Here is a 16016-nt window from a genome sequence, read left to right as displayed (position 1 = left end):
CGTCATCGGTTGTTACTTCCATTGCAGGCGAAGCGCCAAAGGTAAACCGCCCACAGGCATCGAGGCAGGCGGCGGATGGCGAAGGTATCGATGCTGTATTCTGATTCACTATGAGGAGCACGGAGATCGAGGCGGTACTCGATTTGTTTCTGACTGAGCAGCAGGCCCGGGTTCAGAAGCTTATCTCCGCGTTCGAGGCAGCCTGGCGCGATACTCAAGTCCTGCTGGCGGCCCAGGCCGACCTGTTCCGCACCCACCCCGGCAAAACCGAACCAGGCGTTGAACTTGCGGCCATCGAAAGGCTGATGGAGGTCTCGGGCAAACCGCTGCTTTTCGATGTCGTGGCCGGGTTGCGCCGGGTGAAGCCGCAGGAGCGGGCACTCTCGGGTCTCGAGGACTATGAGTCCGCCGCCGAAGACCTTCTCAGCCGGCTGCCCGTCGAGGTCGAAGTTCCCAAGGAGGCCTGGCTGGGCGCCCTCACGCCGCTGGCCGGCAGCCCGTTGCTGGCCCTGTCGGCGCGCATGCGCCACCACCCCGAGGTTCTGCCTCTCCGGGAACTGCTGGGCTGCTTCTTCCAGCAGGAATCGAATCTGCGCGCACGCCTCGACGGAGCGGTCTTTGTCGTTCTTGCCAAAGCGGTGCTTCTGCTGATCGAACCCTGGCAGCACGTCCGCCGCGAGGCGCTCGGCGTCCTGGCCGGGCACAACGGCGGCTCGTTTGAAGAAGCCCGCCAGCGTTGGATGGACGCCCTGGTCGTCCTGCATCACCAGGGCGAGGATGCGCTGCAGAATCACGCCGCCTGGGCCGCCGCCTCCAGCGAACGGGTGGCCCAGTTCCTGCTGCGGTACAACCAGCCGTTCTCTCCAGAGCATCACCAGGATCTGCTCGACGGCCGGCAGAACCTTTTCCGCTACTGGGCCCGCCAGCGCCGTAGTGTGAACGCTACGATTGAGGTCGAGTACGAGCTAGGGCAAGCCGCGCTGGAAGGCGTCTCGTGCGGCCGCTCGATCCTGCTTCAGCTCGATCAGGAGCAGGCCGGACTGCTGCAGGAACTGGAGACGGTCATTGCCTGGCTCCAGAACTTCGGCCAGGCCGGAGCAGGTGACTTCCCTGCCCCGCAGAACAATCTTGTCTCCGGCGAGGATCATGCCTGCGACTGGCAGCGCCGCCTGGAGGGCTTCGCCGAAGCTCGCCTGCCGGAGACATGCGACACCCTGCAGCCGTCAAAGGCATTGCCGGTGCGCGCCGGCGCCTGGCGCCAGGTCCAACCGCGCAAAGTGATGCTCGCCGCTCTCGACGGCATCGGCCATGCACGCGTGCTGGAAGGCTGCCGGGAAGCCGAAGCCGTCCATCGCTCAGTCGTACGCGAGATTGAACGAACCCGCGAGGTGGTGGAATTCGGCCTGGAGACCGCGCAGGAGGAGGGCCAGGGCGCCATCGCCCAGGAAAGCGTCAGCAACGCGCTGGCACTGGCCATCCATCAGCGGGAACGAACCCAAAGCCCGCGCGCGCTGGTGGAGCAGCGCCTGGTGGAGGGCCTGGCCGCCACACTCTTCCTCACACATTTCACGCTGGAGCAGCGTCGCCTCGGCCTGCTCACGCAACTGATCCGCAGCCGCGGCTCCGAAGCCTTCCAAACTGCCCGGCAACTTGGCTTCCACGGCACGTCGGAGGGCGGACGCCGGCTGTATCTCGCGGTGGGCTCAGCTTACCGGACGGCGCTCATCAAAATCGGCTGGGAGCCGCCGCCCGTCGCAGCCCTGGAACAGGTGGCCCTGCGCGGGTACGTCGACGAGGTGCTGAACCTGCGCTCCGACGTCTACGACCTGCCGATGATCTACCGGCGCCTGTTCCGGTTGGCGCCCCTGCAGGATCCGCGATTCCTGGTGGGCCGTGAGACCGAGATGGGCGCACTGTCCACGGCGCGCAGCCTGTGGGACGCGGGACGCGGTGTCGCGGTCCTGATCGTCGGCGCCCGGGGCAGCGGCAAGACCAGCATGCTGAACTGCGCCGTCGCCGGACGCTTCGCCGATGTCCCCGTGGTGCAGAGCCACTTTTCGAGGCGGCTCACCAGCGCCGGAGACATCCATGCGTTTCTGTGTGAACTACTTCAACTGCCGGAGGGCGGCGACTTTCTACAGGCTCTGAAATCGACACGCCGGGTCGTGATCCTCGAAGAGCTGGAACGAACGTTCCTGCGCCGCCTGGGCGGCTTTCAGGCCATCCAGGAGCTGCTGCGGATTATCTCCCTCACCTCGCGTACGACTCTCTGGGTACTGAGCATGAACCAGCACTCGTACCGCTTCCTGGACGCCGCGGTCGGCCTGGGCGAGCACTTCTCCCACCGCATCAATGCGATGGCCGTGACGCCGGAGGAGTTGAAGAGCGCCATCCTGATGCGGCATCACCTCTCCGGGCTGCGGCTGCAGTATCCGCCGCAGCTCAAAGTGGATCCGCAGATGGGCCGCCTGCGCGCGCTGCTGGGGCTGCAACAGGATCCCGAGACGCGCTTCTTCGACGCGCTCTACCGGCAGTCGGAGGGCATCTTCCGCAGCGCCTTCGAGTTGTGGCAGAAGTTCATGGACCGCGTGGAAGGCGGGGTCCTGTATTTGCGCCAACCGGAGGAGCCGGACTACTCGCCGCTCCTGGGCAGTTTGACGCTGCAGGATTCACAGACGCTGCACGCGATCGTGCAGCACGGCAGCCTCACGGTGGAAGACCACGCGGGCATCTTCGAATGCACCGCCGAAGACAGCCGCCTGCGGCTGGAGAAGCTGATCGCCCTGGAGTTCCTGGAGCCCGATCCGCTGTGCCCGGGGCTCCGCATCCGGCCCGAGGCCGGCCGCATCGTGCACATGGCGCTCTACCGAATGAATCTGATCTGAGGAAATGCCCATGCAACCAGCATTCCTGATAGTCTCCGGCGGCTTTGATTTCTTCACCGTCCTGACCTTTGGCAGCGTGGCGGGGGCGATCATCGTCCTGGCGCTGGCGTGGCTGGCCATTCGCTGGCTGACGCTGTGGCTCGACTCGCTCAGCGCGCGCAGCACACAGGCCCGGTTCTTCATCAACTGGCTGCAGCCCGTCGTCCGCATCACGCTGTGGTTTGTGGCGATCCTGCTCTGCTTCCAGTTGCTGGCGCCGTCGCGGGATACGTTCTTCGCCGGAGTGGCTTCGATTGGTATCGCCCTGGGGTTGGGTGCGCAGGATCTGGTCAAGAATCTCATCGGCGGGCTGGTGGTGTTGGCGGACCGCCCTTTTCAGTTGGGCGATCGCGTGAAGATCGGCAACGCGTACGGCGAGATCGACCACATCGGGCTGCGCAGCACAAAGTTGACCACGCCCGACGATACGCGGGTGACCATCCCAAACGCGATGATCCTCAGCGAGCAGGTCTATAACTCGAACTCAGGCGTGCCGGACTGCCAGGTGGTGACGGATCTCTTTCTGCCGCCGGATTCCGATCCGGATGTGGCCGCGCATGTCGGACGGGAAGCCGCGTTCTGCTCGCCCTTCCTGCTGGCGCGCAAACCGGTGGTGGTGCTGACCCAACAGGGGTTCGACCAGGGGCCGTACCTGCGGCTGCGCATTAAGTGCTATGTGCACGATCACCGCTACGAGCCGCGGATCCAAAGCGACATCACGGCCCGGGCCAGCCGGGAACTGCTGCGTCTCGGCGTGCTGCAGCGCTGGGTGCCGGGCCACTGAGGCGCGGCCCCCGGACAGGAGGCCGCACCCAAGTGGAAAGCCTCAGTCCTCGTCGTGCTGGGCCGACAAGCGCGTCACGACACCCAGATCTTCCAGGGTCGTCACATCGCCGGTCACCGTGTTGGAGGTCACAATCTCACGCAGCAGGCGCCGCATGATCTTGCCGCTGCGGGTCTTCGGCAGTGATTCAGCGAACCGGATCTCCTCCGGCCGCGCGAAGGCGCCGATCTCGTGGGCCACCCACTGCCGCAGCTCCTTGCCGAGCACGCCGTGGTCCCAATTCCCCTGCTTCAGCGAGACAAAACAGCACACCGCCTGTCCCGTGATCTCATGGGGCTTGCCGACAACGGCCGCCTCGGCCACCGCTGGATGCCGCACCAGCGCCGATTCCACTTCCATGGTCGACAGCCGGTGTCCGCTGACGTTCATGACGTCGTCGACGCGGCCCAACACCCAGAAGTAGCCGTCCTCATCGCGCCGCGCCGCATCGCCCGTGAAGTAGATGCCCGGCATGCGGCTGAAGTACTGTTGCTCAAACCGTTCCGGATCGCCCCAGATGGTGCGGATCATCGACGGCCACGGCCTGCGGATGATCAGGAAGCCTTCGGCCCCCGGAGCCACCTTTTCGCCATAAAAGTCGACTACATCCGTCAGGACACCAGGCATCGGCAGCGTGCCGGAACCCGGCTTCAGCGGCACCGCGCCCGGCATGGGTGCGATCAGGATGCCGCCGGTCTCGGTCTGCCACCACGTATCCACTATGGGAGACCGGCTCTTGCCGATCACGCGGTAGTACCAGTCCCAAGCGGCCGGGTTGATGGGCTCGCCTACGCTGCCCAGCAGGCGCAGCGAGGACAGGTCGTGCTTGTTCGGATACTCGTCGCCCTGCTTGATCAGAGCGCGGATCGCGGTCGGCGAGGTGTAGAGAATCGTCGCCTTGTGGCGCTCGACGATGTCCCACCAGCGATCCCAGGCCGGGAAGTCGGGTGCCCCCTCGTAGACGAGACAGGTCGCGCCGCAGGCCAGCGGGCCGTACACGATGTAGGAGTGGCCGGTGACCCAGCCGATGTCGGCGGTACACCAGTAGATGTCGTTTTCCTTGAGGTCGAAGACCCACTTCATCGTGCTGGCGACGTAAGTGAGGTAACCGCCGGTGGTGTGCAGGATCCCCTTGGGCTTGCCGGTGGTGCCGGAGGTGTAGAGGACGAAGAGCGGATGCTCGGAGTCCAGCTCTTCGGCCGGACAGTCGGGGCTGACGCCCGGCAGCAGGTCGTGCCACCAGTGGTCGCGGCCTTCGTTCATGGGACATTCGCCGCCGGTGCGCCGGTAGACGAGCACGTCCTTGATGCCGGGACAGTCTTTCACGGCCTCGTCGACGGCGCCCTTCAGCTTCACTTCCTTGCCGCGCCGCCAGCCGCCATCGGCGGTCAGCACCAGCGAGGCGTCGAGATCCAGGATGCGGGCCTTCAGCGCCTCGGCCGAGAATCCGCCGAAGACCACGGAGTGGATGATGCCCAGCCGTGCGCAGGCCAGCATCGCGACGATGGCCTCGGGAATCATGGGCATGTAGACGATGGCGCGATCGCCGGCCTGGAAGCCGCGCGACTTCAGCACGTTGGAGAACTGGCCCACGGCGGCATGCAGCTCGCGATAGGTCAGCGTCTTCTGGTCGCCCGGCTCGCCCTCAAAAATGATGGCGGGCTTGTCGCCGCGGGTCTCCAGATGCCGGTCCAGGCAGTTGTAGGCGGCGTTGGTCTTGGCGCCTACGAACCATTTCACGAAGGGCGGGTGCCATTCGTAAACGTGGCTCCATTTCTCAAACCAATGGACCTCGCTCTCGGCCTGCTGTGCCCAGAACCCCTCAGGGTCCGCCTCCGCACGCCGGTATAACTCTTGGTAGGCCTCCATCGAGCCCACGTGGGCTTGGGAGGAGAACTCTGTACTTGGAGAATAGACTTCGTTCCCAGACATGTTTTTCTGGAGTGTAGCAAAGCCTGTAGAATCTCGTTCATGGCCAAAATTGAATGGAACCGGCAAGCGACCTATGAGGACGCCAACTTGTTGCTGCGATTGTACGAAGAGCGGCGCGAGGAGAAGTTACGGAAGGCGCGTGCCTGGTTCGTCTCGGAATGCAAGTACAAGACGCTGGAGGACTGGCAGCGGCTTTGCCCGCCCGGCTCCGAAATGAACGCCTACTTCCGCATGGTCACCACCTATTGGGAGATGGCCAGCAGTTTTGTGGTGAGCGGCGTGCTCAACCCTGAACTGTTCATCCAGAATGCGATGGAGCATGCCCTGGTGTGGGAGCGCATCCAGCACCTGGTGCCCCAGATCCGCGCCATGAACAATGCTCCGCATCAGTTGCGGAACCTGGAAACCATGGCGGGCTACACCAGGGAGTGGCTGGGTAAACAGGGCGAAGGGGTCTACGAGAGCTTCGCCGGACGCTTCAAGGTCTGAGTCTCCTCAGCAGCCGCAACCCAAGAAACAAAGCCGCCGCGCCGGCCGGTGAGATGTTGCCGGCGTGAAGGCCGAGAGTCTGGATCAGCTCCGTCTCGGTGGCGAGGGGAATCCGGGTGAGCCCGGGCAGGAACTCGTCACTGAGGAGGAACTCCTCCGGTTTGTCGAGAACCAGTAAGGTACAGATCTCCGGCCGGAGGTTCAGCAGGTTCGTCGCCACCCCCGAAAAGTAGAGGCGGCTTGGATCGAGTTCCACGCCGAGTTCTTCGCGCAGCTCCACTGAAACCGTATCCTCGATCGAGTAGGGAGGCGCGAACATCCCGGAGGGCACCACGTGCCACTGGCCGGCGCGGTGCGGCATGGCTTTGGGTGCAAGCCTGCCCAGCAGGATCTCGTCCCCGCAGACAGTGAGGGTCGCCACTCCGATAGCAGGCGTGAGCGGACCCACCGCGTTCCGGCGCTCCAATCGACGGTCAAACCGAGCGAAATCGGCGGGGGCGCGGCCGGCCAGTGCGGGTAACTGCTCCAGCAGTTCCAGCTCGATCGACTCGCAGGTGTTCATCGACGCGAAGTAGGACCCAAGCCGGCAGTCGAGCCGGAGGTCCGGCCGGGCGAACAGCCGGTCCATGGCGTAAACCTCTCCATTGAAGAGACTCAGGCCCTGGAGACGGGCCGCCAGCTCGACCGGAGGCGGCGGCGTAAGGTCCAGTTCGCCCAGAACCGAAGCCACGCGCCGCCACTGGCGAGCCGGCGCCGGCACGCAAGTAACTGGAAACACGGCTCCCGCGCACCGCAGCACAGACCGCGCGCCGTACTTCCAGGCTAAGAACTGGCACAACCGGTCCATCCGTTAATAGGCCTCCATTCGAGCGTGGACTAGGGCGCGTGCCCCACCCGCTATTTCAGGCTAAATCCTCTCTAGTCCTATCCGCTGCCGAGCCGATGGATATAGAGAGGACGGTGAAGTGCAGCGTTTGGCCACTGTATTCGCATGCTTGACGGGGCTGTTCCTCCTCCACAACCCCGCCAACGCCAAGGAAACACAGTGGATTCGAGTGGCTTCACCGCACCTTGAAATGCTAACGACGGCAGAGGCGGAGACCGCCGCTCAAGCCCTTATGGAGTTAGAGAGTCTACGGATTTATTTCCGTTCAGCAGTGCCGGAAAAAGCAACCGAACCGGCCCGTCTGCGGATCGTGGCTTTCTCCTCTGAGTCGGAGTATCAGGTTTTCAGACTGAACTCCTACTCTCCCGCGTACTTCGTCGGCGGTTCGGGACAAGGAACGATTGTCCTGGGCCGCCTGGCGAAGGAAACCCTGCCTGCTCTGCGACATGAGTACATCCATGCGCTGGTTCACGAAAACGGCTGGAACCTGCCGCTGTGGCTGGCCGAAGGGCTGGCCGAGCAGTTTGCGGGCGTGGATGCGGCTCGAGTCCGATATCGCCGGAATCTGTTGAAACGACAGGGATTTCCGGATATTCAGGCGCTGAAATCCGTTCATAGCGCTCTGCAGGACCAGTCACAGGCCCTGACTTTCTATGCGGCCAGTTGGGCCCTCACCAATCTCCTGCTCACCGAACCGCCTTACCGGGACCATTTCCGGGCCTTTCTCACCAGCCCAGAGCCCCAGATGGCAGCGCTTCTCGCCGCTTCGGGCCGGACCGTGAACCAGTTGCAGGCTGATCTGGCCGGCCATATTGAACGCCTCAAAACTGTATCTCCAAATGAGGGTACTGCCCCCATTCCGGTCAAGTGCACGGTGGCGCCCGCACCGGACAGAATCGTGCAGATCGCCCTGGCGCGGTTGCTGGAGCGCAGCGGCGATGTGAGCGGTGCTCGGGCACGGCTGGAGCCCCTGGCTGAACTGATTCAGGACGAGGCTGAGTACTGGGTGCTCATGGGCGACCTGGCCATGCTCGACTCGCCGGTGGAGGATGCCCTCCATGCTTATGTAAAGGCAATGGATCTTGGCTCACTCGACAGCCGGATGCTGCAGCGCCTGGCCGTCCTGCGGCAGGGCCAGGCGGAGGCTGTACCGGTGCTGGAAAGGCTCCTCCAGGTGACCCCCGAGAACGACGATGCGCGGCTGGTGTTGAGCTCGCACTATGTGAACGAGCAGCGTTGGCCGGAAGCACTGGAACAACTCCGTCAAGTGAAACACGCTCCGCCGGAACGGGAGGATTTCTACCGCCGGGCGGTCGCGATGGCGGAATCTCACCTAGAACTCCGCCCGGTGTTTCTCAGTACACGATAGGCCTATAGTTCGGCGAATCCTTATGACCCGATAAGGCTTTTCGCCTATGCGTGATTCTCTCCAGCGGGTTCACAATGGCCCCGAGGAGTAACTACAGTGCCCACGTCCGTCCAGCAGCGCCGCAGCCGCTCAGTACGGCTATCCGACCTGGTTTCCGCCCTGTCTTACGCGTTGGACCTGACGGAAGGCCAGCCGCTCGGTCACGCGCAACGCACCTGTGTACTGGGTATCCGGTTGGCGCAAGCCATCGGTTTGCCGGAAGCTGAGCAGTCCGACCTGTACTATGCGTTGCTTCTGAAGGACTCCGGCTGCAGCAGCAATGCGGCCCGCATGTACCAGATTCTAGGCAGCGACGAGTTGCGCGCCAAGCACGACGTCAAGTTGATCGATTGGAGCAGTGTGAACTGGTCGTCGCTGGTGTACTCACTGCGGCATGTGCGGGTGGGGCGTCCGGCCTGGGAACGGCTGCTGGCGCTTTCGCAGGTGGCCTGGCAGCGGCATCGCCAACAGAAGGAAGTGGTGGAGATCCGCTGCGAACGCGGGGCCTCCATTGCCCGGAAGATGGGGTTCCCGGAACGAACCGCGGAAGCGATCCGCAGCCTGGACGAGCATTGGGACGGAGGCGGCTATCCGCTGGGGCTGCGCGGCGATCAGATTCCAATGGCCGCCCGCATCCTGAGCCTGGCGCAAACCCTGGAGGTGTTCCACCGGCAATCGGGCATGCCTGCGGCGTTGCGAGTGGCGCGGACGCGCAGCGGACGCTGGTTCGATCCGGAACTGGTAAAGGCCGCGCACGCCGTGGCCCAGCAGAGCTCGCTGGACAACGAACTTGCCTATGCGGCGCAGACGGTGGCGCGCCTGTCACCGGCCGAAGGCAGCGTTGCCGCCAGCCGAGATCGAGTGGATGTCATCTGCGACGCGTTCGCGGACGTGGTGGACGCAAAATCGCCCTATACAAGTGAACATTCACGGCGGGTGACGGAAGCCGCGGTCGGCATCGCGGAGCACATGAACGCGGATCGATCGACAATCACGCTGCTGCGGCGGGCGGCACTGCTGCACGACCTGGGCAAGCTCAGCGTGCCGAACTCGATCCTGGAGAAACCGGTCGCGCTCACGGCCGACGAGTGGGCCGTGGTGAAGCGGCATCCCTTCCATTCCGAAGCCATTCTGAAGCGGATTCAGGGCTTTGAGCAGATCGCGATTGTGGCCGGAGCGCACCATGAACGGCTGGACGGCACCGGGTACTTCCGCGGCGTTAAGGCGGATCAGCTCTCGATCCCGGCCCGGATGCTGGCGGTGGCGGATGTTTTCGACGCGCTGTCGGCAAAGCGGCCGTACCGGGAAGCGATCCCACTGGATGAAGTATTCTCCATCATTCGAAGGGATGCCCCGCACGCGCTGGACAGCGACTGTGTGGAAGCTCTGGTGGAGAGCCAGAGGCAGGCCCGGCCCGCTCCGGCGTCGGAAGGCCTGGCCCTGTTGCAGCGAGCCATCACCACGCACCGCGCGAGCCATCGCGGTGTCGCCTGACAGGCGCGCCGTACGCGCCCAGCAAGCGTTAGTGTATTGTGGTTGCAGAGGCGTACTCTGGCGCAATGGCCTTTTCTGTTCGTGACCGTGGATACGGCCCCCCTCCCATGAACCACATGACGACAGGCGTCAAGTGGTTGCTCATCGTCAACAGCGTTCTGTTCGTGGTGTATTTCCTGAGCGCGCGCACGGTGCTGGGCGACTTTTTCCTGTTGCTGGGCCTGGTGCCCCGCTCGGTGTTGAGCAGCTTTGCCATCTGGCAACTGTTCACTTACATGTTCCTGCACAGCCCGCTGGGCTTCGGGCACATCCTGATGAACATGTTGTCGCTGTGGATGTTTGGCACTCCGCTGGAGAGCATCTGGGGCACCCGGCGATTCCTGCAGTTCTACTTCTTCTGCGGCGTCGGCGCGGGCATCTGCGTGGTGGTCCTCAATCTTTTCTTCGGATCCCTCGACACGCGCACGATTGGGGCGTCGGGTGCAATCTACGGCACCCTGATGGCCTTCGGCATCCTGTTCCCCAAGGTGACCACCTATTTCTTCGGGCTGTTCCCGATTGAGGCACGCTGGATGGTGATCATTATCGGCGCCATCGTGTTTCTGAGTTCGCTGGGCGACAGCGGCGGAGCAGTGAGCCACTTTGCCCACCTGGGTGGACTGGTGTTCGGCTATATCTGGCTGCGATTCAACCTCGGACACAAGGCGAAGATCCGGACGGACTGGCGGGGCGATCTTCAACAGCGCTACAAGGATTGGAAGCTGCGGCGGGCCAAGAAGAAGTTCCAGGTCTATCTAAAGCGCCATGGCTCGTCGACGCAGGACAAGCGCGGCGGACCAGGTGACTGGATTCAATAGCGCGTCGCAACCGGCTAGTCCGGGTTGTACGTCTTATAGGCATGAGAAGGGGAGTGTTATGAAACTGCGCCGATTCCTGGGACCCACACTGGTAGCCGCGGCTGTCGCGATGTGCGGCCTGCTGCCCGCCCAAACCGGCCCGAAGAAAGAATCGGGCGACACAGTGTCGCGCCCCCGCAAGAAAGCCTCGGACGATACGGCCGCCGAGAAACCGCCGGAGACGCAAAGCGAGAAGATCCCCTCCAAACTGCAGAAGAAACCGGGCGAGAAGGCCGAAGCCGGCCAGCCCACGTTCCGCAGTGACACCTTGACGGTCAGTGTGGATGTGGCGGTGCTGGACAACCGCGGCCGGTTCATTCCGGGGATTCCCGCCGGCAACTTCCGCGTCCTGGAAGACGGGGTGCCGCAGAAGGTTTCGGGCTTTACCACCGGCGAGTCGCCCATCACTTTGGCCATGGTGATCGAGTTCAGCAATCTGTACCAACAGTACTGGTCTTACGGCTGGCAGGAGACCCTGACCGCCTGCTACGGCTTCCTGCAGACCCTGAAGCCCGAGGACACGGTGGCGGTGGTAGCGTTCGACATGCGCTCAGAGATCCTCAGCGACTTCTCCACCAACCGGCAGGACACCTACGAAGCCATGGCTCGGTTGCGGATCCCGGCGTTCTCGGAATCGAACCTGTACGATGCACTGACGAGTGTGGCCGACCGCATGAGCGACATCGAGGGCCGCAAGGCGATCCTCTACATCGGTAGCGGCATGGATACGTTTTCGAAGATCACGTTTGATGTGACGAGGCGGCGGCTGCAGACGGCCAGTGTGCCGATCTACGCCCTGGGCACGCTGCAGGCGATGCGTGAGTATCTGGATTCACACGGCTACATGGGCCCGATTCAGCGGCTCGACTTCCTGCAGGCCGACAACCAACTGCGGACGTTCTCGAAAGAGACTGGCGGACAATCCTGGTTCCCCCGTTTCTTTGGCGAATACGGCGGCATCTTCCGCCAGATCTCCGAAGCGCTGCGCAACACTTACTCGCTGTCCTACCAGCCGACGAATACGGCGCGCGATGGCAAGTACAGAAAGATCAAGGTTGATCTCGTGGACCCGCGGACGGACGCGCCGTTGAAGGTCACTGACGAGAAGGGCAAGCCGATGAAGTACACGGTGGTCGCCAAAACCGGGTACCAGGCTCCGCGCGAAGTGGAGTAGCCGTCCACTCACCACAGCACTCCTCTGAAGTCAAGCATTGGATCTCGCACCGGATGAGTGCGATACAAGTTCGTTGACACTCGCAATTCCGCTTTGCTACCTTCGGCAAGGTTTCTCGTAATGGCAGCTCGTTCCAAGTCAAGTTTAGTGCCCTCGGCACGGATCCTCCTGGTGGATGACAATCGCGCCGGATTGATGGCTCGAAGTACGGTCCTGCAGGAACTGGGCTATGCCACGGATGGGGCTCCCGACGCACGGAAAGCGCTGGAAATGTTTCGGAGCGGCACTTACGACCTGGTGGTCACGGACTACAAGATGCCGGAGACAAATGGGGTGGAGCTCATCGTGCAATTGCGCGCGGAAAAACCCCAGACCCCGGTGGTGTTGATCTCCGGATTTGTCGATGCGCTGGGGCTGACCGAGAAGAACACGGGTGCGAACGTCGTGATCATGAAGAGCGCGAATGAAGTGCAGCACCTCATCCGCGCGGCCAACCGCCTGCTGAAGATTCCGCGCAAGCCGATGACGGAAGAGCGGCCTGCCTTGCGGGTGCGGACACGCAAAGCCGGCAGTTGAACGCACTAGCAGTACCCGGTTCCCTTTCTTTCCCTTTCTGATCGGCCCACGAGCGCGTTCTCCCATCACTCGAAGCTGTCCGGCGCATAGCCGGCAGGTTCCCGATGCTAGGCTGGAGCTAATGCGCCTGAGTGTTGCCGCCATGGCCGCCCTTCTGCTGAGCGGGATTTCCGCATCGGGAGCGGCGGTGAAGAAGAAGCCTGCGCCCCCCAAACCAGCAGCCCTGCCGAGTACAGGAGTTGCCCAGCATTGGTTGAAGTCGATGACTCCGGCGGAGCGCGCCGCGCAGTTGTTGATGATCCACTTCTACGGTGACGCCCCCAATGCCAAGTCGCGCGCTTATAAGCAATATGCGGCAGCCGTGCGCGATCTCAAGGTGGGTGGCCTGATTGTTCTCAACCGGGTACAGAACGGGATTGTGCAGAAGGCCGATCCGTACCAGATGGCCGCCTTCCTCAACCGCATGCAGAAGCTGGCGAAGACTCCGCTCATTGTGGGCGGGGATTTCGAGCGTGGCGCTTCGATGCGGATGACCTCGACGACGCAGTTCCCGCACCAGATGGCCTATGGCGCGGCCAACGATCTGGAGGCGACCTTCCAATTGGGCAAGGCGACGGCGCGGGAGGCGCGTGCGATGGGTGTGCAATGGGTGTTCGCTCCGGATGCGGATGTGAACAACAATCCAGACAATCCGGTGATCAACACGCGCTCATTCAGTGAGAATCCTCAGGTGGTGGCGGCGCATGTGAAGGCCTTCCTGGAAGGGGCGAAGAGCGACCCAAAGAACCATGTCCTGACGACGGTGAAGCACTTTCCGGGCCACGGAGACACGGTCACTGATACGCACATGGGGCTGGGTGTCGTCACTGCCTCGAAGGAACGCATGGAGCAGGTGGAGCTGGTTCCCTTCAAGGCGGCAATCGAAGCCGGCGTGGATGGAGTGATGAGCGCCCACCTGCATGTGCCCGCGTATGAGCCGGAAAAGCTGCCGGCCACTGTGTCGAAGAACATCCTCACCGGCTTGCTGCGGGAGGAACTGGGCTTCAAAGGCATCGCCGTGACAGATGCCATGAACATGCAGGGATTGACGAGCCAGTTCCCGGCGGGCGAGTCGGCCGTGCGCGCACTGGAAGCAGGAGCGGATCTACTGCTGGTGCCGGCCAATGCCCAGGAGAGCGTGCGGGCCATCCTGGCCGCGGTGAAGAGCGGGCGGCTAACGCAGAAGCGGATCGATGCCTCGGTGCTGAAGATCCTGAATGCCAAAGTGCACGTGGGCCTGAACAAGAAGAAGCTGGTGGATGTGGAGACGCTGAGCGACGCGATCGATTCTCCGGAAGACGAAGAGATCGCGCAACGCGTGGCGGAGAAGGCTCTCACGCTGGTGAAGAATGAAGGCGGCCTGCTGCCTCTGCGGAATCCGGGCGCGAGTTGCCACTACATATTGGCTGCCGGCCGTTTTTCGACGCAGGGCCGCGATCTGGCGGACCAGTTGCGCGCGGGCCTGCGCGGCGCGAAAGTGCAGCTCCTGGATCCCCAGTTGCCGCAGGAGGAGTTCGATCATTTGGCGCAGGCCGCGGCGTCGTGTGACACGGTGGTGGTGGAGGCGTATGTCACGGCCAACGCCTATCGCGGCAACGTCGCACTGGCCGGCAACTATCCCGGATTCGTGGAGAAGCTACTGGCCGGCAGCAGGCCGGTGGTCTTCGTGGCGTTCGGGAATCCCTATCTGCTCAGGACCTATCCGAATGTACCGGCCTACCTGGCGACCTACACAACGGTGGCGCCCGCGGAGACCGCGGTGGTCAAGGCGCTGGCGGGCGAACTGGAAGTGAACGGCAAGCTGCCGGTGACGATACCTGGCCTGGCGGAGTACGGTTTCGGGCTGAAGCTGGAACGCACGAGGTGAAGTCCGGCTGCGGATTTAGTGACGCGCAAGCCAGGCGCCGCTGATTTCAGGACGAGTCGAACTAGGAGCTGCGAGGCAAGTGCCGCTCAGTGAGAATGGCATCTGCAGGCCCCGCCGCAAGCCCCGGGTGACAGCGGGAGTCCGTCGTGATACTGTGACGCTGGCTGGCTGCGGGCACTCGCTGTTGCACCGGGGCCGGCTGGCGGCACGCCATGTGATCCGCCGGCTGCCGGTGACCATTCCGGAGCTGGCCAGGGTTGGATCTGGTTGGAAATGGGACGGCTCAAGCGATCGCCACAGGAGGTAAGTATGGCGTTCCGAGTTCGAGTTCTCGCCTGCGATGAAGGCGGAACGATGCCTAAGCGTCACACCGGCGAAGGCGATGACATTGCCCCAGCCATTGAGTGGGAAGACGCGCCGCCCGGCACCAGGAGCTTTGCGATGATCGTCGACGATCCGGATGCTCCCGCCGGGACCTGGACTCACTGGCTGCTCTGGGACATTCCGGGAGCGCTGCACGGCTTGCCGGAGGGTTTTCTGCCGGGCAGCCTGGGCACCAGCGGGGTGAACGATTTCGGCAAGGAAGGCTATGGCGGGCCGATGCCGCCGGTGGGGCATGGTCCGCACCGCTACCAGTTCAAGCTCTATGCGCTGGACACGGGCCGCCTGATGCTGCACGTGGATTCCGGCCGCGCCCAACTCGACAAAGCGCTACGCGGGCACGACCTGGCGGAAGTCTGGACGACGGTGAAGTACGAGCGGCAGTGAGCCGCGAGTTTCACTAAAATAGTCCCCATGATCGAAATCACGTGGCTTGGGCATGGCACGTTTCAATGGAAGCTGGATAGCGGCGAGCTCATCGTCATCGATCCCTGGGTGGGGGGAAATCCCTCGTTCCCCGCAGGCTTTGAGTTCGAGAAGATCGACACGATGCTCGTCACGCACGGGCATTTCGACCATATCGCCGATGCTGTGCCGCTGGCCCGGAAACACAAGCCAAAGGTGATTTCGAACTACGAAATCTGCCACTGGCTGGAGTCGAAGGGCGTGGAGAACGCCTGCGGCATGAACAAAGGCGGGTCACAGGAAGCCGGGCCGCTGCGGGTGACCATGACGCATGCCGTGCACTCCTGCGGCATCAGCGACGAGGGCCGGATTCTCTATGGCGGCGACGCGGCCGGTTTCGTCGTGACGTTGCCCGATGGGCGGCGGATCTACTTCGCCGGCGACACGGCCGTGTTTTCAGACATGGCGCTGATCGCGGAGATCTATGAGCCGGAGCTCGCCTTCCTGCCCATTGGCGACCTGTTCACCATGGGTCCCAAAGAAGCGGCCGTGGCGTGCCGGCTGGTCAAGGCAAAGAAAGTGATCCCGATGCATTTCGGGACGTTCCCTCCGTTGATTGGACGGCCGGCGGATTTGGCTGAGCTGATCCAAGGGCACGTGGACGCCGAAATCTGGCCGCTGGAAATCGGCGTGGCCGTCGAGTGGTGACGGGCTAGAGTAGA

The 16016-nt window shown here is 63.2% G+C and carries 13 protein-coding genes; 11 read left to right on the top strand and 2 right to left on the bottom strand.

All coding sequences use genetic code 11. The features are described from left to right. Nucleotides 1-110 precede the first annotated feature (110 nt). Together IRI77_RS03745 and IRI77_RS03740 are read left to right on the top strand one after the other, a co-directional pair. On the top strand, nucleotides 111-2885 hold the full coding sequence (locus IRI77_RS03745) for an ATP-binding protein (RefSeq protein WP_194450745.1): 2775 nt from the start codon (nucleotides 111-113) through the stop codon (nucleotides 2883-2885). Between the two features lie 10 nt (nucleotides 2886-2895). Further along, nucleotides 2896-3708 carry a mechanosensitive ion channel family protein gene (locus IRI77_RS03740; protein WP_194450744.1) on the top strand — a complete coding sequence of 271 codons (813 nt, stop codon included), beginning with the start codon at nucleotides 2896-2898 and terminating at the stop codon, nucleotides 3706-3708. A gap of 42 nt (nucleotides 3709-3750) precedes the next feature. On the opposite strand, the gene acs is transcribed toward IRI77_RS03740, so the two are convergent. Beyond that, nucleotides 3751-5679: an acetate--CoA ligase gene (gene acs / locus IRI77_RS03735; protein WP_194450743.1), complete on the bottom strand. Its 1929-nt coding sequence runs from the start codon at nucleotides 5677-5679 to the stop codon at nucleotides 3751-3753. 39 nt (nucleotides 5680-5718) lie between these two features. Between acs and IRI77_RS03730 the strand changes: the two genes are divergently transcribed. Beyond that, nucleotides 5719-6168: a DUF4760 domain-containing protein gene (locus tag IRI77_RS03730; RefSeq protein ID WP_194450742.1), complete on the top strand. Its 450-nt coding sequence runs from the start codon at nucleotides 5719-5721 to the stop codon at nucleotides 6166-6168. On the opposite strand, the gene IRI77_RS03725 is transcribed toward IRI77_RS03730, so the two are convergent. Beyond that, entirely contained in the window at nucleotides 6158-6946 is a 789-nt protein-coding gene (locus tag IRI77_RS03725; RefSeq protein ID WP_194450741.1) for an NUDIX hydrolase, read from the bottom strand. The genes IRI77_RS03730 and IRI77_RS03725 overlap by 11 nt on opposite strands. Nucleotides 6947-7325: 379 nt before the next feature. Here IRI77_RS03725 and IRI77_RS03720 point away from each other — a divergent pair, with 379 nt between their 5' ends. The 8 genes from IRI77_RS03720 to IRI77_RS03685 all read left to right on the top strand — a co-directional run bounded on the left by IRI77_RS03720 (nucleotide 7326) and on the right by IRI77_RS03685 (nucleotide 16002). Continuing rightward, complete coding sequence (locus tag IRI77_RS03720) at nucleotides 7326-8423, top strand: tetratricopeptide repeat protein (RefSeq protein WP_194450740.1); 1098 nt, start codon at nucleotides 7326-7328, stop codon at nucleotides 8421-8423. Nucleotides 8424-8519: 96 nt separating this feature from the next. Further along, on the top strand, nucleotides 8520-9956 hold the full coding sequence (locus tag IRI77_RS03715; protein ID WP_194450739.1) for an HD-GYP domain-containing protein: 1437 nt from the start codon (nucleotides 8520-8522) through the stop codon (nucleotides 9954-9956). A gap of 107 nt (nucleotides 9957-10063) precedes the next feature. Beyond that, complete coding sequence (locus tag IRI77_RS03710) at nucleotides 10064-10813, top strand: rhomboid family intramembrane serine protease (RefSeq protein WP_194450738.1); 750 nt, start codon at nucleotides 10064-10066, stop codon at nucleotides 10811-10813. Nucleotides 10814-10871: 58 nt separating this feature from the next. Continuing rightward, nucleotides 10872-12026 carry a VWA domain-containing protein gene (locus IRI77_RS03705; RefSeq protein WP_194450737.1) on the top strand — a complete coding sequence of 385 codons (1155 nt, stop codon included), beginning with the start codon at nucleotides 10872-10874 and terminating at the stop codon, nucleotides 12024-12026. 120 nt (nucleotides 12027-12146) lie between these two features. Then, nucleotides 12147-12602 (top strand): response regulator, encoded by a 456-nt coding sequence (locus IRI77_RS03700; RefSeq protein ID WP_228486583.1) that lies wholly within the window; start codon nucleotides 12147-12149, stop codon nucleotides 12600-12602. A gap of 121 nt (nucleotides 12603-12723) precedes the next feature. Continuing rightward, entirely contained in the window at nucleotides 12724-14508 is a 1785-nt protein-coding gene (locus IRI77_RS03695) for a glycoside hydrolase family 3 protein (protein ID WP_194450735.1), read from the top strand. A gap of 309 nt (nucleotides 14509-14817) precedes the next feature. Then, entirely contained in the window at nucleotides 14818-15276 is a 459-nt protein-coding gene (locus tag IRI77_RS03690; RefSeq protein WP_194450734.1) for a YbhB/YbcL family Raf kinase inhibitor-like protein, read from the top strand. 27 nt (nucleotides 15277-15303) lie between these two features. Beyond that, the gene (locus IRI77_RS03685) at nucleotides 15304-16002 is read left to right on the top strand and encodes a metal-dependent hydrolase (RefSeq protein WP_194450733.1); all 699 of its coding nucleotides are present in this window, start codon (nucleotides 15304-15306) and stop codon (nucleotides 16000-16002) included. Nucleotides 16003-16016: the final 14 nt, after the last annotated feature.

The sequence above is a fragment of the Paludibaculum fermentans genome (genome assembly GCF_015277775.1).
In the GTDB taxonomy this organism is placed as follows: Bacteria; Acidobacteriota; Terriglobia; order Bryobacterales; family Bryobacteraceae; genus Paludibaculum; species Paludibaculum fermentans.
Note: the sequence above shows the minus strand (reverse complement) of the source record. Positions and strands in the feature narration are given on the sequence as shown.

Bases quoted from the DNA above. Each gene is read 5' to 3' on its own strand.
- IRI77_RS03745 (WP_194450745.1), top strand. From the start codon at position 111: ATGAGGAGCACGGAGATCGAGGCGGTACTCGATTTGTTTCTGACTGAG.
- IRI77_RS03740 (WP_194450744.1), top strand. From the start codon at position 2,896: ATGCAACCAGCATTCCTGATAGTCTCCGGCGGCTTTGATTTCTTCACC.
- acs (WP_194450743.1), bottom strand. From the start codon at position 5,679: ATGTCTGGGAACGAAGTCTATTCTCCAAGTACAGAGTTCTCCTCCCAA.
- IRI77_RS03730 (WP_194450742.1), top strand. From the start codon at position 5,719: ATGGCCAAAATTGAATGGAACCGGCAAGCGACCTATGAGGACGCCAAC.
- IRI77_RS03710 (WP_194450738.1), top strand. From the start codon at position 10,064: ATGAACCACATGACGACAGGCGTCAAGTGGTTGCTCATCGTCAACAGC.
- IRI77_RS03705 (WP_194450737.1), top strand. From the start codon at position 10,872: ATGAAACTGCGCCGATTCCTGGGACCCACACTGGTAGCCGCGGCTGTC.
- IRI77_RS03700 (WP_228486583.1), top strand. From the start codon at position 12,147: ATGGCAGCTCGTTCCAAGTCAAGTTTAGTGCCCTCGGCACGGATCCTC.
- IRI77_RS03695 (WP_194450735.1), top strand. From the start codon at position 12,724: ATGCGCCTGAGTGTTGCCGCCATGGCCGCCCTTCTGCTGAGCGGGATT.
- IRI77_RS03690 (WP_194450734.1), top strand. From the start codon at position 14,818: ATGGCGTTCCGAGTTCGAGTTCTCGCCTGCGATGAAGGCGGAACGATG.
- IRI77_RS03685 (WP_194450733.1), top strand. From the start codon at position 15,304: ATGATCGAAATCACGTGGCTTGGGCATGGCACGTTTCAATGGAAGCTG.